The 14,714-nt window shown below is 61.5% G+C and carries 27 protein-coding genes and 1 pseudogene; all 28 read right to left on the bottom strand.

What is annotated here, in order from left to right; genetic code table 11:
• Positions 1–241: 241 nt before the first annotated feature.
• Positions 242–658, bottom strand: coding sequence for a 50S ribosomal protein L17 (gene rplQ, locus BA190_RS21770; RefSeq protein ID WP_068292128.1), 417 nt, complete (start codon positions 656–658; stop codon positions 242–244).
• 39 nt (positions 659–697) lie between these two features.
• Positions 698–1,729, bottom strand: coding sequence for a DNA-directed RNA polymerase subunit alpha (locus BA190_RS21765; RefSeq protein ID WP_202908501.1), 1,032 nt, complete (start codon positions 1,727–1,729; stop codon positions 698–700).
• Positions 1,730–1,796: 67 nt separating this feature from the next.
• Positions 1,797–2,189 carry a 30S ribosomal protein S11 gene (gene rpsK, locus BA190_RS21760; RefSeq protein WP_068292125.1) on the bottom strand — a complete coding sequence of 131 codons (393 nt, stop codon included), beginning with the start codon at positions 2,187–2,189 and terminating at the stop codon, positions 1,797–1,799.
• A 59-nt stretch (positions 2,190–2,248) separates the two neighbouring features.
• Positions 2,249–2,617, bottom strand: coding sequence for a 30S ribosomal protein S13 (rpsM, locus tag BA190_RS21755; protein WP_068292123.1), 369 nt, complete (start codon positions 2,615–2,617; stop codon positions 2,249–2,251).
• A gap of 217 nt (positions 2,618–2,834) precedes the next feature.
• The gene (locus tag BA190_RS21750; RefSeq protein WP_068292120.1) at positions 2,835–3,425 is read right to left on the bottom strand and encodes an adenylate kinase; all 591 of its coding nucleotides are present in this window, start codon (positions 3,423–3,425) and stop codon (positions 2,835–2,837) included.
• On the bottom strand, positions 3,425–4,765 hold the full coding sequence (gene secY, locus BA190_RS21745) for a preprotein translocase subunit SecY (RefSeq protein ID WP_068292114.1): 1,341 nt from the start codon (positions 4,763–4,765) through the stop codon (positions 3,425–3,427). The genes BA190_RS21750 and secY overlap by 1 nt, the downstream gene beginning before the upstream one ends.
• Positions 4,766–4,842: 77 nt before the next feature.
• A complete protein-coding gene (gene rplO, locus BA190_RS21740; RefSeq protein WP_068292112.1) occupies positions 4,843–5,322 on the bottom strand; it encodes a 50S ribosomal protein L15 in 480 nt (159 codons plus the stop codon).
• A gap of 12 nt (positions 5,323–5,334) precedes the next feature.
• The gene (rpmD, locus tag BA190_RS21735; RefSeq protein ID WP_068292106.1) at positions 5,335–5,526 is read right to left on the bottom strand and encodes a 50S ribosomal protein L30; all 192 of its coding nucleotides are present in this window, start codon (positions 5,524–5,526) and stop codon (positions 5,335–5,337) included.
• A 16-nt stretch (positions 5,527–5,542) separates the two neighbouring features.
• Positions 5,543–6,100 carry a 30S ribosomal protein S5 gene (gene rpsE, locus BA190_RS21730; protein ID WP_068292104.1) on the bottom strand — a complete coding sequence of 186 codons (558 nt, stop codon included), beginning with the start codon at positions 6,098–6,100 and terminating at the stop codon, positions 5,543–5,545.
• Between the two features lie 12 nt (positions 6,101–6,112).
• Positions 6,113–6,475: a 50S ribosomal protein L18 gene (gene rplR / locus BA190_RS21725; RefSeq protein ID WP_068292101.1), complete on the bottom strand. Its 363-nt coding sequence runs from the start codon at positions 6,473–6,475 to the stop codon at positions 6,113–6,115.
• A 12-nt stretch (positions 6,476–6,487) separates the two neighbouring features.
• Positions 6,488–7,021 (bottom strand): 50S ribosomal protein L6, encoded by a 534-nt coding sequence (gene rplF / locus BA190_RS21720; protein ID WP_068292099.1) that lies wholly within the window; start codon positions 7,019–7,021, stop codon positions 6,488–6,490.
• 17 nt (positions 7,022–7,038) lie between these two features.
• Positions 7,039–7,437 (bottom strand): 30S ribosomal protein S8, encoded by a 399-nt coding sequence (gene rpsH / locus BA190_RS21715; protein WP_068292097.1) that lies wholly within the window; start codon positions 7,435–7,437, stop codon positions 7,039–7,041.
• Between the two features lie 12 nt (positions 7,438–7,449).
• Positions 7,450–7,755 (bottom strand): 30S ribosomal protein S14, encoded by a 306-nt coding sequence (gene rpsN / locus BA190_RS21710; RefSeq protein WP_068292095.1) that lies wholly within the window; start codon positions 7,753–7,755, stop codon positions 7,450–7,452.
• Positions 7,756–7,797: 42 nt separating this feature from the next.
• Positions 7,798–8,385 carry a 50S ribosomal protein L5 gene (rplE, locus tag BA190_RS21705; RefSeq protein ID WP_068292092.1) on the bottom strand — a complete coding sequence of 196 codons (588 nt, stop codon included), beginning with the start codon at positions 8,383–8,385 and terminating at the stop codon, positions 7,798–7,800.
• Positions 8,378–8,695, bottom strand: a complete 318-nt coding sequence (rplX, locus tag BA190_RS21700) for a 50S ribosomal protein L24 (protein ID WP_068292089.1) — start codon at positions 8,693–8,695, stop codon at positions 8,378–8,380. The genes rplE and rplX overlap by 8 nt, the downstream gene beginning before the upstream one ends.
• Position 8,696: 1 nt before the next feature.
• The gene (rplN, locus tag BA190_RS21695; protein WP_068292087.1) at positions 8,697–9,065 is read right to left on the bottom strand and encodes a 50S ribosomal protein L14; all 369 of its coding nucleotides are present in this window, start codon (positions 9,063–9,065) and stop codon (positions 8,697–8,699) included.
• Between the two features lie 336 nt (positions 9,066–9,401).
• Positions 9,402–9,653, bottom strand: a complete 252-nt coding sequence (gene rpsQ, locus BA190_RS21690) for a 30S ribosomal protein S17 (protein WP_068292084.1) — start codon at positions 9,651–9,653, stop codon at positions 9,402–9,404.
• 11 nt (positions 9,654–9,664) lie between these two features.
• Positions 9,665–9,868: a 50S ribosomal protein L29 gene (rpmC, locus tag BA190_RS21685; protein ID WP_068292078.1), complete on the bottom strand. Its 204-nt coding sequence runs from the start codon at positions 9,866–9,868 to the stop codon at positions 9,665–9,667.
• A gap of 10 nt (positions 9,869–9,878) precedes the next feature.
• The gene (rplP, locus tag BA190_RS21680; RefSeq protein ID WP_068292075.1) at positions 9,879–10,292 is read right to left on the bottom strand and encodes a 50S ribosomal protein L16; all 414 of its coding nucleotides are present in this window, start codon (positions 10,290–10,292) and stop codon (positions 9,879–9,881) included.
• 30 nt (positions 10,293–10,322) lie between these two features.
• Positions 10,323–11,033, bottom strand: a complete 711-nt coding sequence (gene rpsC, locus BA190_RS21675) for a 30S ribosomal protein S3 (RefSeq protein WP_068292068.1) — start codon at positions 11,031–11,033, stop codon at positions 10,323–10,325.
• Between the two features lie 10 nt (positions 11,034–11,043).
• Entirely contained in the window at positions 11,044–11,424 is a 381-nt protein-coding gene (gene rplV / locus BA190_RS21670; RefSeq protein ID WP_068292065.1) for a 50S ribosomal protein L22, read from the bottom strand.
• A gap of 3 nt (positions 11,425–11,427) precedes the next feature.
• Positions 11,428–11,706, bottom strand: a complete 279-nt coding sequence (gene rpsS, locus BA190_RS21665; protein ID WP_068292063.1) for a 30S ribosomal protein S19 — start codon at positions 11,704–11,706, stop codon at positions 11,428–11,430.
• An 11-nt stretch (positions 11,707–11,717) separates the two neighbouring features.
• Entirely contained in the window at positions 11,718–12,551 is an 834-nt protein-coding gene (gene rplB / locus BA190_RS21660) for a 50S ribosomal protein L2 (RefSeq protein ID WP_068292059.1), read from the bottom strand.
• A 28-nt stretch (positions 12,552–12,579) separates the two neighbouring features.
• Complete coding sequence (locus BA190_RS21655; RefSeq protein WP_068292055.1) at positions 12,580–12,876, bottom strand: 50S ribosomal protein L23; 297 nt, start codon at positions 12,874–12,876, stop codon at positions 12,580–12,582.
• Complete coding sequence (rplD, locus tag BA190_RS21650) at positions 12,873–13,493, bottom strand: 50S ribosomal protein L4 (protein WP_068292053.1); 621 nt, start codon at positions 13,491–13,493, stop codon at positions 12,873–12,875. The genes BA190_RS21655 and rplD overlap by 4 nt, the downstream gene beginning before the upstream one ends.
• Before the next feature lie 10 nt (positions 13,494–13,503).
• Positions 13,504–14,208 carry a 50S ribosomal protein L3 gene (gene rplC / locus BA190_RS21645; RefSeq protein ID WP_068292051.1) on the bottom strand — a complete coding sequence of 235 codons (705 nt, stop codon included), beginning with the start codon at positions 14,206–14,208 and terminating at the stop codon, positions 13,504–13,506.
• A 31-nt stretch (positions 14,209–14,239) separates the two neighbouring features.
• Positions 14,240–14,548 (bottom strand): 30S ribosomal protein S10, encoded by a 309-nt coding sequence (rpsJ, locus tag BA190_RS21640; RefSeq protein ID WP_068292049.1) that lies wholly within the window; start codon positions 14,546–14,548, stop codon positions 14,240–14,242.
• A gap of 69 nt (positions 14,549–14,617) precedes the next feature.
• Positions 14,618–14,714: pseudogene (locus tag BA190_RS35435) on the bottom strand (elongation factor Tu); the annotation flags it as partial.

Genomic DNA, 14,714 nt, shown 5'->3' with positions numbered 1-14,714 from the left:
CCGAATGGTACGGCTTGATCGGTTTCGCAGACCCTTCTGGACCAGATCATGCCCAAAGCCAATGGTGCAAATGTGGTCCTTGGGAGCGCGGACTTCCAGTCCGCTCTTGGAAACCATGCGCTGTCAGAAAAGAGCGGACATCGCAACATGCAGGCATGTTGCTGGGAAGTCCGCGCTCCAAGCAAAAAGGGCGGCGCTTGCGCACCGCCCTTCTCGAATTACGTTACGCTCGCGTAAGCGATCAGGCAGCTTCGGCCTGATCCTCGGCGACCGGACCGGAATCCTGGCCCTTGGCCGAGACGTCACGATCGACGAACTCGATCACGCCGATCGGCGCCGAATCGCCATGGCGGAAGCCAGCCTTCAGCACGCGGGTATAGCCACCCTGGCGGTCCTTGTAGCGGGTCGCCAGCACGTCGAAGAGCTTCCTGACGATGGTCTCGTCCTGAAGCGTCGCAATGGCCTGACGGCGCGCATGCAGGTCGCCACGCTTGCCGAGGGTGACCAGCTTCTCGACGATCGGACGCAAGTCCTTGGCCTTGGGAAGCGTGGTGACGATCTGCTCATGCTTGATGAGCGAGGCCGCCATGTTCTCGAACATCGCCTTGCGGTGTTCGGCGGTACGATTGAATTTGCGGTGAGCCTTGCCGTGACGCATTGCCCTGTTCCTTCAAGTTTGGCAGCGCGATGCGCCAGATCAATAATGTTCTTCGAAGCGCTTGGCGAGCTCTTCGATGTTTTCCGGCGGCCAGCCGGGCACTTCCATGCCCAGATGAAGACCCATCTGAGCCAGCACTTCCTTGATCTCGTTCAAGGACTTGCGGCCGAAGTTCGGCGTACGGAGCATTTCCGCTTCCGTCTTCTGGATCAGATCGCCGATATAGACGATGTTGTCGTTCTTCAGGCAATTCGCCGAACGGACCGACAGTTCCAGCTCGTCCACCTTCTTGAGCAGCGCCGGGTTGAAGGCGAGCTCCGGAATGGCCGGGGCCTCGGATTCCTTCTTCGGCTCCTCGAAGTTGACGAAGACTTCGAGCTGGTCCTGGATGATGCGGGCCGCGAAGGCCAGCGCGTCTTCCGGGGTGATCGAGCCATTGGTCTCGACCGTCAGCGTCAGCTTGTCATAGTCGAGGATCTGGCCTTCACGGGTGTTTTCCACCTTGAAAGCCACCTTCTTCACTGGCGAATAAAGGCTGTCGACCGGAATGAGACCGATCGGGGCATCCTCGGGCCGGTTGCGGTCAGCCGCGACATAGCCCTTGCCGGTGTTGACCGTGAACTCCATGCGAATCTCAGCGCCCTCGTCCAGCGTGCACAGCACGTGCTCCGGATTGAGGATCTGGATGTCGCCGGTGGTCTGGATATCGCCAGCGAAGACCTGACCCGGACCCTGCTTCTTCAGCACGATCCGCTTGGGGCCTTCAGCGCCCATCTTGACGGCGACTTCCTTGATGTTGAGGACGATATCGGTCACGTCCTCACGCACGCCGGGGATCGACGAGAACTCGTGCAACACGCCATCGATATGCACCGAGGTCACGGCCGCACCCTGCAGGGACGACAGCAAGACACGGCGCAGCGCATTGCCCAAAGTCACGCCAAAGCCACGCTCCAGCGGCTCGGCAACGGCAGTTGCCTGGCTCTTCGGATCTTCTCCCGGAGTCACTTCGAGCTTTTGGGGCTTGATAAGTTCCTGCCAGTTCTTCTGAATCACGACGACACCCTTCAATCGGTCTCGGTGCGGCCAATAAGCCCGGCTCGCTCGAATAGCGGCCGGGCCATCTCAAATCGCGAAATTAGACGCGACGACGCTTGCGCGGGCGGCAACCATTATGCGGAATTGGCGTCACGTCGCGGATCGACGTGATCGTGAAGCCCGACGCCTGCAAGGCGCGCAGAGCCGATTCACGACCCGAACCCGGACCAGAAACTTCAACTTCCAGCGTGCGCATGCCATGCTCGCTGGCCTTGCGGCCGGCGTCTTCTGCGGCCATCTGCGCGGCATAGGGGGTCGACTTACGCGAACCCTTGAAACCCATCGTGCCCGACGAGGACCAGGCAATCGTGTTGCCCTGGGCGTCGGTGATGGTGATCATGGTGTTGTTGAAGCTCGAATTGACGTGAGCAACGCCAGAAACGATATTCTTGCGCTCGCGACGGCGAACGCGACCAGCGGCTTCTTTTGCCATAGTATGGATCCTTCAAGCGCGCCCGTGGTACCAGGCGCTCGGGATTGAATGAAAACGAATTACTTCTTCTTGCCGGCGATCGGCTTTGCCTTGCCCTTGCGGGTGCGGGCATTGGTATGCGTGCGCTGGCCACGAACGGGCAAGCTGCGACGATGGCGCAGACCGCGATAGCAGCCCAGGTCCATCAGACGCTTGATGTTCATCGCAACGTCGCGACGAAGATCACCTTCCACGATGTAATCGCGGTCGATGGTTTCGCGAATCTGCAGGACCTCTTGGTCCGACAGCTGGTGGACACGGCGCTCAGGCGCAATGCCGACCTTTGCAACGATCTCCTTGGCTTTGGCGGGGCCAATGCCGTGGATGTATTGCAGCGCGATTTCGACACGCTTGGCAGTGGGAATGTTGACACCAGCGATGCGGGCCACGTTCCGGTCTCCAAATCTTTGATCCGGCGTAGGGCCGAATATCAGTTCAATCATCGCCGGCGAACCGGCAGCGCAAAAACGAGCCGTTCGCTCTGACCGAGCGATCGACCCGCGCGTCTTTGACGTGAGAGCCGTCTTCTAGAGATTCTCTGCGAAGACGTCAACTCGTAAAGACAAACTTCATGCATATCGCCTCACGGCGTATGCGGGTGGCGAATCAGACCGAGACCGCCGCCAGTGTGGTGTCGATCTCGCGAGTAACCTCGTCGATCGACTTCATCGCATCGATGGGGCGAAGATCGCCGCTCTTGCGATAATAGTCAGACAGCGGTGCCGTCTGGGCGCGATAGGCTTCAAGACGGGTCTTGAAGGCTTCCGCATTGTCGTCAGGCCGCACCTTCTCGCCGCGAGCGATCGTTTCGGCGGCGCGCTTCTCGATGCGCGACAGCAGCACCGACTCGTCGACCACGAACTCGATCACGGCGTCAAGGCGCAAGCCCTTCTCCGCCAGCATGTGGTCGAGGGCGGAGGCCTGTGCCACTGTGCGAGGGAAACCATCGAGGATGAAGCCATTGGCCGCATCCTTTTCCTCGATGCGGTCGGCGACGATGCCGACGACGATGTCGTCCGAAACCAGCCCACCGGAATCCATGACGGCCTTGGCCTTCAGCCCGACCGGCGTACCGGCCTGCACGGCCGCACGCAGCATGTCACCCGTCGAGAGCTGCGGAATGCCGTGCTTCTCCGACAGCCTGACAGCCTGGGTTCCCTTGCCCGCCCCCGGCGGTCCCAGCAGAATGAGCTTCATCAGCGACGGCTCCCCCTCAGCTTGGTCTTGCGTACCAGCCCTTCATATTGATGGGCAAGCAGATGGCCATGAACCTGGGCCAGCGTGTCCATCGAGACGCTCACCGTAATGAGCAGCGATGTACCGCCCAGCACGAAGGGAATCGAGGGAACCATATAATTCTGAATTTCCGGGACCATGCAAACCAGGGCGATATAGATCGCACCGACCACGGTGATGCGCGTGAGCACATAGTCGATGAACTTGGCAGTGTTCTCGCCCGGGCGGATACCAGGAATGAAGCCGCCATGCTTCTTGAGATTGTCAGCCGTCTCGGTCGGATTGAACACGATAGCCGTGTAGAAGAAGCAGAAGAACACGATCAACAGCGCGTAAAGCACCATGAACAGCGGCTTGCCGTGATTGAGATAGATCGAAACGTTCGCCAGCCAGGAATTCGGGTTGCCCTGCGCCACGAAGGCAGCGGCCGTGGTCGGCAACAGCAGCAGCGACGAAGCAAAGATCGGCGGAATCACGCCCGAAGTGTTCAGCTTAAGCGGCAGATGCGAAGACTGCCCCTCATAGAGGCGGTTGCCAACCTGGCGCTTGGGATACTGGATCAGCAGACGACGCTGCGCACGCTCGAAGAAGACAATGGCCAGCACGACGGCAACGGCGACGGCGACCGAGACCAGCAGAGTCACCGGCGACATGCCGCCAGTCCGCGCCAGATCGAGCATCTGGCCCAGATGCGCCGGGAACTCAGCGACAATGCCTGCCTGGATGATCAGAGAGGTACCGTTGCCAATGCCGCGCGAGGTGATCTGCTCACCCAGCCACAGCAGGAACATGGTGCCGCCGACCAGAGTGATCGTGGTCGAAATCTTGAAGAACAGTCCGGGCGCGAGCACAATGCCGCCCTGCCCGCCCTCGAGCCCGATGGCGATGCCCCAGGCCTGCGCAGTCGCCAGCACCACCGTGAGGTAGCGCGTATACTGGTTCATGATCTTGCGGCCCTGCTCGCCCTCTTTCTTGAGGGCTTCGAGCTGGGGCACCACCGTCGTCAACAGCTGGATGATGATCGAGGCGGAGATATAGGGCATGATGGCGAGCGCAAAGATCGCCATACGCGAAACGGCGCCGCCCGAGAACATGTTGAAGAGGCCGAGAATACCGCCGGCCTGGCCGTCGAAGGCAGACTTATAGGCTTCTGGATTGATTCCGGGCAGCGGGATATAGGTTCCCAGCCGATAGATGACCAACGCACCAAGCGTAAACCAGATACGCTTCTTGAGTTCGTCAGCCTTGGAGAACGAACTCCAATTGATGCTCGCAGCAAGCTGCTCCGCCGCCGATGCCATGTGGTGCTCCGCCGTGTCGAAAGCGCGCCAAAAAAAGGTGCGGCCCGCCAGACGAGGCGAGCCGCTCTCATATAGGATCAGGCTTCCGCCTTTGCCACAGCCTTCAGCACCTTGACGGAACCGCCGGCCTTTTCGACCGCGGCCACGGCGCTCTTGGTCGCACCGGCGACCTCGAAAGCGAGCTTGGCCTTGATCTCGCCGCGGCCGAGCAGGCGCACGCCATCCAGGACGCGACGGATCACGCCAGCCTGCACCAGGGCTTCGGCTGTGACCGGAGCCTTGGCGTCGAGCTTGCCGGCGTCGACGGCAACCTGGATACGGTCGAGGTTCACCTCGGCGAAGTCCAGGGCGAAGATGTTGTTGAAGCCACGCTTCGGCAGGCGGCGATGCAACGGCATCTGACCACCTTCGAAGCCCTTGATGGCGACGCCGGTACGCGAGGTCTGACCCTTGACGCCACGGCCGCCGGTCTTGCCCTTGCCAGAACCGATACCGCGTCCGACGCGGATACGGGCCTTGGTAGCGCCTTCATTGTCGCGAAGATCGTTGAGTTTCATCGTCGCGTCTCCTTACTCGGCCTCGACCACGCGGACGAGGTGGCCGAGCTTGGCGATCATGCCACGCACGGCCGGCGTATCTTCCAGCGTGCTCTTACGGCGGATCTTGTTAAGGCCCAGGCCGACGAGGGTCGCGCGCTGGTCCGAGGTACGGCGGATCGGGCTACCGATCTGCTCGACCGTAACGGTCTTGGTCTTAGCCATTGCTCATCCCCTCCGATCAGTCCGTCGACTCGGCGTCGATGCCCTGACGGCGGCTCTGGATCTGCGACACCTTGAGGCTGCGGCGAGCCGCGACCGAACGCGGGCTGTCCTCATGCTTCAGGGCGTCGAAAGTGGCGCGCACCAGATTGTAGGGGTTGGAAGACCCCAGCGACTTGGCGACGACGTCATGCATGCCGAGCGATTCGAACACGGCGCGCATCGGGCCGCCGGCGATGATGCCGGTACCGGCCGGAGCGGCGCGCAGGATGACCTTGCCGGCGCCATGACGACCATTGACGTCATGATGCAGGGTACGGCCTTCGCGCAGCGACACACGCACCAGGCCGCGCTTGGCTTGGTCGGTCGCCTTGCGGATGGCTTCCGGCACTTCGCGAGCCTTGCCATGGCCGTAGCCGACACGGCCCTTCTGGTCACCGACGACGACGAGCGCCGCAAAACCGAAGCGCTTGCCGCCCTTCACCACCTTGGCAACGCGGTTGATGTGGACTAGGCGGTCCACGAACTCGCTGTCGCGCTCTTCGCGCTGACGATCACGTTCACGTTCACGAGCCATAGAATCCGTTCCTTAGAAGTTGAGGCCGCTTTCGCGGGCCGCATCAGCGAGCGCCTTGACGCGCCCGTGGAAGATGTAGCCGCCGCGATCGAAAAAGACGTCCTTGACGCCCTTGGCAACCGCACGCTCGCCAAGGAGCTTGCCGATTACCTTCGCGGCCTCGATGTCGGCGCCCGTCTTCAAGCTGCCGCGCAGGTCCTTTTCGAGGGTCGATGCGGAAACCAGCGTGTTGCCGTTCGCATCGTCGATGACCTGAGCGTAGATGTGCTTGGAAGAGCGGAAAACCGAGAGGCGCGGCCGTCCGTTCGCCACCGAGCGCAGCTGCCGGCGGACACGCGCCTTACGGCGCTCAAGAGCTTGCCTTGTAGTTGCCATGGATTGGCTCCGTTACTTCTTCTTGCCTTCCTTGCGGAAGATGAATTCGCCAGCATACTTGACGCCCTTGCCCTTGTAGGGTTCGGGGCCGCGATATTCGCGGATCTCAGCCGCGACCTGGCCAACCTTCTGCTTGTCGATACCCGACACGACGATTTCCGTCGGCTTGGGCGTCACCACGGTGATGCCTTCCGGGATCGGATAATCGACGTCGTGCGAATAGCCGAGCGACAGCTTGACGACCTTGCCGGCAACGGCGGCCTTGTAGCCGACGCCGTTGATTTCGAGACGCTTCTCGAAGCCCTGCGTCACGCCGACCAGGATGTTGGACACCATGGTGCGCGACATGCCCCACTGGGAGCGGGCGAGCTTGGAATCGTCCTTCGGGTCGACCTTGAACGCACCATCCTTGAACTCGACCGCGATGAGGTCGGGAATGGTGAAGAACAGTTCGCCCTTGGGGCCCTTGGCCTTGACGGTCTGGCCATCCAGGCTGGCGGTGACGCCAACAGGAACGGCAACCGGCTTCTTACCGATACGAGACATTCTAACTCTCCCCCGGCTCAGAACACGGTGCAGATCACTTCGCCACCGACATTGGATTCACGAGCCTGATGATCGGCCATGACACCACGCGGGGTCGAAACGATGGACACGCCCAGTCCGTTGGCGACGCGCGGAATGTCCTTGACGGACACGTAGACGCGGCGGCCGGGCTTCGAGACGCGGGCGATCTCGCGGATCACCGGGGCGCCATCATAATATTTCAACTCGATCTCGAACTCGCTGCGGCCGTTGCCGAAATCGGTAACGGTGTAGTTGCGGATATAGCCTTCCGCCTGCAGCACATCGAGAACGCGAGCACGCTGGCCGGAACCGGGCGTCGAAACGCTGGTCTTGCGGCGCATCTGCGCGTTACGGATACGGGTCAGCATATCGCCGACAGGATCATTGATCGCCATGACGATATCTCCTCACCAGCTCGACTTCACGAGGCCGGGAACCAGCCCCTTGGAACCGAGTTCGCGCAAAGCAATACGCGACATCTTCAGCTTGCGGTAAACGGCGCGCGGGCGACCGGTCACTTCGCAACGGTTGCGCACGCGCTCCTTGGCGGAGTTGCGCGGCAGTTCCGAGAGCTTCAGACGAGCGGTGAAGCGCTCTTCCATCGACAACGACTCGTCATTGGCGATGGCCTTCAAGCGGGAGCGGCGGCCAGCATACTGCTTGGCGAGCTTTTCGCGGCGCTTGTTCTTCTCAATCGAACTTTTCTTAGCCATGTAGGTCTCCAACGTTCCGCGTTTGAGGGCGGATCAACCGCCTCACTGCCGGAAGGGGAAGTTCATCAACTTCAGAAGCGCACGCGCTTCTTCATCGGTCTTGGCCGTGGTGCAGACGACGATGTCCATACCCCAGACTTGATCGACCTTGTCGTAGTTGATCTCGGGGAACACGATGTGCTCCTTGAAGCCCATGGCATAGTTGCCACGGCCATCGAAGCTCTTCGGGTTGAGGCCGCGGAAGTCACGAACACGCGGCAGCGCGATCGTCACCAGGCGGTCGAAGAACTCATACATGCGAGTCTTGCGAAGGGTGACCTTCGCGCCGATCGGCATGTTCTCACGCACCTTGAACTGCGAGATCGCCTTGCGAGCCCGCGTGATCACCGGCTTCTGACCCGCAATGAGAGCAAGGTCGGCAGCCGCAACGGTGACCTTCTTGGTGTCGGCGGTGGCTTCGCCCACGCCCATGTTCAGCACGATCTTGGAGATCGTGGGGACTTCCATCGGGTTCTTGTAGCCGAACTGCTTGATCAGCTCGGGACGAACCACGTCATTGTAATAGGCCTTCAGACGCGGCGAATAGGCATCGCCATTCGCGGTCTCGGCCGTGGCTGGGGACTTAGCCATCGATCTGCTCTCCCGAACGCTTGGCGACGCGAACCTTCTTGCCGCCATCGAGAACCTTGAAGCCGACGCGGGTCGGCTTGCCATCCTTGGGATCGGCAATGGCGACGTTCGACAGGTGGATCGGCGCTTCCTTCGAAACCACGCCGCCTTCCTGGCTCGCAGTCTGGCGCTGATGGCGACGCACGACGTTCACGCCGCGGATGATCGCGCGGTTCTCTTCCGGGAACACCTGGATCACTTCACCGACACGGCCCTTGGAACGGCCGGTCATGACGACGACCTTGTCGCCCTTCTTGATCTTGGCGGCCATGTTACAACACCTCCGGAGCCAAAGAGATGATCTTCATATGGTTCTTGGCGCGCAGTTCGCGCGGAACCGGCCCGAAGATGCGGGTGCCGATCGGCTCTTTCTGATTGTTGATCAGCACGGCCGCATTGCGGTCGAAGCGGATCACCGAACCGTCGGGACGACGGATGTCCTTGGCCGTACGCACGACCACGGCCTTCATCACATCACCCTTTTTGACGCGCCCGCGCGGAATGGCTTCCTTGATCGAAACGACAATAACGTCGCCGACGGAAGCATATTTCCGCTTCGAGCCGCCCAAAACCTTGATGCACATCACGCGTCGGGCACCAGAATTGTCCGCGACGTCGAGATTCGATTGCATCTGAATCATGACGTACCCTCTTATTCTTCGCAGGCTGGTATCCGCACGCAGCGGACCCGGCCCAACCTCGGGTTTGGCAGCAGGATCGAAACCCAACCGCCGTGAAGCTCGCCGCCTGCTCGGCTTTGAGCCCACTTCGCCAGCCTTGCGGCCGGCAAATCACTAACAAGCACGAAAGCGCGGCCAAGGCGGTGGAGACCTCCACCCCTTTCGCCAACGCTCCAGGAAAGCCGGTCTTCTAGCGATTCCTTCGGCCAATCACAAGCACAAAGCCGGCTTCCGCCGGCTTTTATTTTACCGTGTCGGCGCGAAGGCGCTGGAACGCCTCCCTGCCCTGCCAGACGATCAGGCCTTGGCTGCTTCCGCCGCCTGGTCGACGACGACCCAGCGCTTCAGCTTCGACATCGGGCGACCCTCTTCGATCCACACGATATCACCGACCTTATGGCCGTTGCTCTCGTCATGAGCATGGTAGTTCTTGGTGCGACGCACCGTCTTCTTCAGCAGCGGATGGGTGAAGCGGCGCTCCACCTTCACCACAATCGTCTTGTCGTTCTTGTCAGAGACGACGACGCCTTGCAGGACGCGCTTGGGCATGAATTATCTCCTCAAGCCTTGGCTTTGGTCGCGGCCTTCTGGCTCTGAACCGTCTTGATCTTGGCGATAGTGCGGCGAACCTTGCGCACCTCGGCCGTGTTTTCGAGCTGACCCGTGGCCTTCTGGAAGCGCATGTTGAACTGCGACTTCTTCTGCTTGGCGAGTTCGTCGGCAAGCTGGTCGTCGGACAGCACCTTGATGTCTTGAATCTTCATGGTGTTTTCCTCACTCAGCAATGCGCTGGATGATGCGGGTCTTGATCGGCAGCTTGGCGGCAGCGAGGGTCAGTGCGGAGCGAGCGATTTCCTCGCTCACACCATCCAGCTCGAACATGATGCGGCCCGGCTTGACACGGGCGACCCAATGATCGGGAGCACCCTTGCCCTTACCCATGCGCACTTCAGCCGGCTTTGCCGAGACCGGCACGTCCGGAAACATGCGGATCCACACGCGGCCCTGACGCTTCATTTCACGGGTGATCGCACGACGAGCGGCTTCGATCTGACGCGCGGTGATACGTTCGGGTTCCAGAGCCTTCAGGCCGAACTGGCCGAAGTTCAGGAGCGCGCCCGAGGAGGCCACACCGTGAATGCGGCCCTTGAACTGCTTACGGAATTTAGTGCGCTTGGGTTGCAACATGGTTCTATTCTCTCAACTCCCGCGAGCCGCTCACGCAGCTTCGTTACGGGGGCGCGAAGACGAGCGGCCGCTTTCGGCCTCCGCCATGCGCTTGTCCTGGGCCATCGGATCGTGCTCAAGGATCTCGCCCTTGAAGATCCAGACCTTGATGCCGCACGTACCGAAGGTGGTGAAAGCCGTGGACGTGCCGTAATCGACATCGGCCCGCAGCGTATGCAGCGGCACGCGACCTTCGCGATACCACTCCAGACGAGCGATTTCGGCGCCACCCAGACGGCCCGAGCAATTGATACGAATGCCTTCCGCACCCAGACGCATGGCCGACTGCACGGCACGCTTCATGGCGCGACGGAACGCCACGCGGCGCTCGAGCTGCTGGGCGATGGAATCGGCAACCAGCGTCGCATCCACTTCCGGCTTGCGCACTTCAACGATGTTGATGTGCACTTCCGAAGAAGTAAGCTTCGACACAGCCTTCTTCAGCTTGTCGATGTCGGCGCCCTTCTTACCGATCACGATGCCCGGACGAGCCGAGTAGATCGTGACGCGGCACTTCTTGTGCGGACGCTCGATGACGATGCGCGACACGGCGGCCTGCTTCAGGAGCTTCATCAGCGCCTGGCGGATCGCAATGTCCTCGTGCAGCAGCTTGCCATATTCGCCCTTGTTGGCGAACCAGCGGGAATCCCAGGTCCGGTTGATGCCCAGACGCAGGCCGATCGGATTAACTTTCTGTCCCATCGTTTGCTCCTTACGCCTTGGCTTCGACCTGGCGGACGACGACCGTCAGGTTGGAGAAGGGCTTCTCGATGCGCCCTGCCCGGCCGCGGGCGCGGGCATGGAAACGCTTGATGACGAAAGCCTTGCCGACATAGGCTTCGGAGACGATCAGATCGTCCACGTCGAGGCCATGATTGTTTTCGGCATTGGCAATGGCGCTTTGCAGCGTCTTCTTCACGTCGGTGGCGATGCGCTTGCGCGAGAAGGTCAGGTCGGCCAGAGCCGAGTCCACCTTCTTGCCGCGGATCAGGGACGCGACGAGATTGAGCTTCTGCGGCGAAACGCGCAGCATGCGCGCAACCGCCTTCGCTTCATTGTCAGGCAGGGCCCGTTCGGACTTCGGCTTGCCCATGACTTACTTCCTCTTCGACTTCTTGTCCGCCGCGTGACCGTAGAAGGTCCGGGTCGGAGCAAACTCGCCGAGCTTCATACCAACCATGTCTTCGGTCACCTGCACCGGGACATGCTTCTGGCCGTTGTAGACGCCAAAAGTCACGCCGATGAAGTGCGGCAGGATGGTGGAGCGACGGCTCCAGGTCTTGATGACCTCGCTGCGGCCGGAGCCGCGCGCGGCATCCGCCTTTTTCAGGAGGTACCCGTCGACAAACGGGCCTTTCCAGACTGAGCGGGACACGGGTGGTCTCCTTACTTCTTCTTAGCGTGACGGGACGAGACGATGAACTTGTTCGTCGCCTTGTTCGAACGCGTCTTCTTGCCCTTGGTCGGCTTGCCCCAGGGCGTGACAGGGTGACGGCCACCCGAGGTACGGCCTTCACCGCCACCATGGGGATGGTCGATCGGGTTCATGGCAACACCGCGGACGGACGGCTTGACGCCGAGCCAGCGCGAACGACCCGCCTTACCGAGCGAGATGTTCATGTGGTCCGGGTTGGACACCGCACCCACCGTGGCAAAGCAGCTCGACAGAACCAGGCGCTGCTCGCCCGAGTTCAGGCGCAGGATGACATAGGCGCCATCGCGGCCGGCGATCTGGGCATAGCTGCCGGCAGACCGGGCCACCGAACCGCCACGGCCGAGCTTGAGCTCGACATTGTGGACGATGGTGCCCACCGGCATCGCCGACATCGGCATGGCATTGCCCGGCTTCACGTCGGCCGAGGCGGCGGCAATCACCTTGTCGCCGACAGCCAGACGCTGCGGAGCCAGGATGTAGGCCTTCTCGCCATCGGTGTAGTCGATCAGCGCGATGAACGCGGTGCGGTTGGGATCGTACTCGATCCGCTCGACCGTGCCTTCGACATCGAGCTTACGGCGCTTGAAGTCAACGATGCGGTAGGCGCGCTTATGCCCGCCCGACTTGCGGAACGAGGTAATGCGGCCCGTGTTGTTGCGGCCACCCGACTTGGTCAGGCCTTCGGTCAAGGTCTTGACCGGAGCGCCCTTGTACAGGGCGGAACGGTCGACCAGCACGAGCTGGCGCAGGCCCGGCGTAACCGGCTTGTATTTCCTGAGAGCCATTGGTCTCTCTCCCTTTCCGGCCCGCGCCTCAGAGGCCCGTCGTCACGTCGATCGTGTGGCCTTCGGCCAGAGTCACGATCGCGCGCTTGACATCGCTCTGAGTGCCCAGAATGCCTTTGAAACGCTTGGTCTTGCCCTTGCGAACGAGCGTGTTGACGCCCGTCACCTTGACATTGAACAGCTTTTCGACGGCGGCTTTGATCTGCGGCTTGGTCGCATCCGGGGAAACCCGGAACACTACCTGGTTATGTTCCGACTGAGCGGTCGCCTTCTCGGTGATCACCGGCGACACGATCACGTCGTAATGCCTGACATCGGTGCTCATTTGAAGCGCGCCTCCAGCGCATCGACGGCCGCCTTGGTCAGCACGAGGCTGTCACGGCGGAGAATGTCGTAGACGTTGATGCCCTGGACCGGCAGCACATCCACGTTGGGGATGTTGCGGGCGGCCAGTGCGAAGTTCTGGTCGAGTTCGGCGCCGTCGATGATCAGCACATTGGCCAGACCGCGCTTGCCGAAGGTTTCCTTCAGTGCCTTGGTCTTGATCACTTCGGCGACGGCCTTGTCGACGATGATCAACTGCTGCGTCTTCGCCTTGGACGAAAGCGCGTGCTTGAGGCCGAGGGCACGGACCTTCTTGGGCAGATCATGCGCATGAGAGCGCACGACCGGACCGAAGGCGCGACCACCGCCACGGAACTGCGGAGCCGAGGCTGCGCCGTGACGAGCACCGCCGGTGCCCTTCTGCTTGTACAGCTTCTTCTTGGTCCGGTTGATTTCGGACCGGCCGAGGGTCTTGTGCGTACCGGCCTGGCGCTTGGCCAGCTGCCAGCGCACGACGCGCTGCAGGATGTCGGCGCGCGGCTCGAGACCAAAGATCTCGTCAGACAGCGTGACCGAACCGGCTTCGGAGCCTTCGAGAGTGGTAATTGCGAGTTTCATCGGCTCCTCCTCACTCGCCGGCCGCTGCAGCAGCAGCTTCGGGCAAGCGGAACGCGCCGGGCTTCGGCGCTGCTTCCGGCAGCTGCTTCTTCACGGCGTCGCGCACCAGGATCCAGCCGCCCTTGGCGCCGGGAACGGCACCCTCGACCAGGATCAGGCCACGCTCGACGTCGGTGCGCACGACCTTGAGATTCAAGGTGGTGATGCGCTCGTCACCCATGTGACCCGCCATCTTCTTGCCGGCGAACGTCTTGCCCGGATCCTGACGCTGACCGGTCGAACCATGGGCACGATGCGTGATCGAGTTACCATGGCTGGCGCGGTGACCAGCGAAGTTCCAGCGCTTCATCGAACCGGCAAAACCCTTGCCGATCGACGTGCCCGTGACATCGACGAACTGACCCGGGACGAAGTGGTCCGCGGTGATCGTCGCGCCAACCGGAATCAGGTCGGCTTCCGGCACGCGGAATTCGACGACCTTACGCTTGGGCTCCACGTTGGCAACAGCGAAGTGGCCGCGCTGCGCCTTGGTCGTGTTCTTGACCTTGGCGAGGCCGGCACCGAGCTGAAGCGCGGTATAGCCGTTCTTATCGTTGGTCCTATGAGCGACGACCTGGCAATCGTCGAGACGGAGAACCGTGACCGGGACATGCTCGCCAGCGTCGTTATAGACGCGGCTCATGCCGATCTTCTGTGCAATGACACCAGAACGCATGGCGTTCGTTCCTAAGCCTAGAGGAGCCTGATCAGAGCTTGATCTCGACGTCCACGCCTGCGGCGAGGTCGAGCTTCATGAGCGCGTCCACGGTCTGCGGGGTGGGGTCTACGATGTCGAGCAGGCGCTTATGGGTGCGCATCTCGAACTGCTCACGCGATTTCTTGTCCACGTGTGGCGAGCGGTTCACCGTGTACTTTTCGATCCGCGTTGGCAGCGGGATCGGTCCGCGGACGGCGGCGCCAGTGCGCTTGGCCGTCGATACGATCTCGCGGGTCGACGTATCGAGGATACGATGGTCGAACGCCTTGAGACGGATGCGGATGTTCTGGCCGTTCATTGCCCTGACTCCGAAAATTAAGTGGCGCGCCGCTTAACGGCGCGCCGTAAGACGCGCTTTGATAAGCTCTTATTCGATGATGGCGGCGACGACGCCGGCGCCGACGGTACGACCGCCTTCACGGATGGCGAAGCGCAGCTTCTCTTCCATGGCGATCGGCACGATC

The sequence above is a fragment of the Labrys sp. WJW genome (assembly GCF_001676615.1).
Taxonomy (GTDB): Bacteria; Pseudomonadota; Alphaproteobacteria; order Rhizobiales; family Labraceae; genus Labrys; species Labrys sedimenti.
The sequence above is the reverse complement of the archived record's forward strand: the minus strand, read 5'-3'. Positions and strand labels throughout refer to the sequence as shown.

Bases quoted from the DNA above. Each gene is read 5' to 3' on its own strand.
- rplQ (WP_068292128.1), bottom strand. From the start codon at position 658: ATGCGTCACGGCAAGGCTCACCGCAAATTCAATCGTACCGCCGAACAC.
- rpsK (WP_068292125.1), bottom strand. From the start codon at position 2,189: ATGGCAAAAGAAGCCGCTGGTCGCGTTCGCCGTCGCGAGCGCAAGAAT.
- BA190_RS21750 (WP_068292120.1), bottom strand. From the start codon at position 3,425: ATGAAGCTCATTCTGCTGGGACCGCCGGGGGCGGGCAAGGGAACCCAG.
- secY (WP_068292114.1), bottom strand. From the start codon at position 4,765: ATGGCATCGGCGGCGGAGCAGCTTGCTGCGAGCATCAATTGGAGTTCG.
- rplO (WP_068292112.1), bottom strand. From the start codon at position 5,322: ATGAAACTCAACGATCTTCGCGACAATGAAGGCGCTACCAAGGCCCGT.
- rpmD (WP_068292106.1), bottom strand. From the start codon at position 5,526: ATGGCTAAGACCAAGACCGTTACGGTCGAGCAGATCGGTAGCCCGATC.
- rpsE (WP_068292104.1), bottom strand. From the start codon at position 6,100: ATGGCTCGTGAACGTGAACGTGATCGTCAGCGCGAAGAGCGCGACAGC.
- rplR (WP_068292101.1), bottom strand. From the start codon at position 6,475: ATGGCAACTACAAGGCAAGCTCTTGAGCGCCGTAAGGCGCGTGTCCGC.
- rplF (WP_068292099.1), bottom strand. From the start codon at position 7,021: ATGTCTCGTATCGGTAAGAAGCCGGTTGCCGTTCCTGTTGGCGTCACC.
- rpsH (WP_068292097.1), bottom strand. From the start codon at position 7,437: ATGGCGATCAATGATCCTGTCGGCGATATGCTGACCCGTATCCGTAAC.
- rpsN (WP_068292095.1), bottom strand. From the start codon at position 7,755: ATGGCTAAGAAAAGTTCGATTGAGAAGAACAAGCGCCGCGAAAAGCTC.
- rplE (WP_068292092.1), bottom strand. From the start codon at position 8,385: ATGGCTAAGTCCCCAGCCACGGCCGAGACCGCGAATGGCGATGCCTAT.
- rplX (WP_068292089.1), bottom strand. From the start codon at position 8,695: ATGGCCGCCAAGATCAAGAAGGGCGACAAGGTCGTCGTCATGACCGGC.
- rplN (WP_068292087.1), bottom strand. From the start codon at position 9,065: ATGATTCAGATGCAATCGAATCTCGACGTCGCGGACAATTCTGGTGCC.
- rpsQ (WP_068292084.1), bottom strand. From the start codon at position 9,653: ATGCCCAAGCGCGTCCTGCAAGGCGTCGTCGTCTCTGACAAGAACGAC.
- rpmC (WP_068292078.1), bottom strand. From the start codon at position 9,868: ATGAAGATTCAAGACATCAAGGTGCTGTCCGACGACCAGCTTGCCGAC.
- rplP (WP_068292075.1), bottom strand. From the start codon at position 10,292: ATGTTGCAACCCAAGCGCACTAAATTCCGTAAGCAGTTCAAGGGCCGC.
- rpsC (WP_068292068.1), bottom strand. From the start codon at position 11,033: ATGGGACAGAAAGTTAATCCGATCGGCCTGCGTCTGGGCATCAACCGG.
- rplV (WP_068292065.1), bottom strand. From the start codon at position 11,424: ATGGGCAAGCCGAAGTCCGAACGGGCCCTGCCTGACAATGAAGCGAAG.
- rplB (WP_068292059.1), bottom strand. From the start codon at position 12,551: ATGGCTCTCAGGAAATACAAGCCGGTTACGCCGGGCCTGCGCCAGCTC.
- BA190_RS21655 (WP_068292055.1), bottom strand. From the start codon at position 12,876: ATGAGCACCGATGTCAGGCATTACGACGTGATCGTGTCGCCGGTGATC.
- rplD (WP_068292053.1), bottom strand. From the start codon at position 13,493: ATGAAACTCGCAATTACCACTCTCGAAGGCTCCGAAGCCGGTTCGGTC.
- rplC (WP_068292051.1), bottom strand. From the start codon at position 14,208: ATGCGTTCTGGTGTCATTGCACAGAAGATCGGCATGAGCCGCGTCTAT.
- rpsJ (WP_068292049.1), bottom strand. From the start codon at position 14,548: ATGAACGGCCAGAACATCCGCATCCGTCTCAAGGCGTTCGACCATCGT.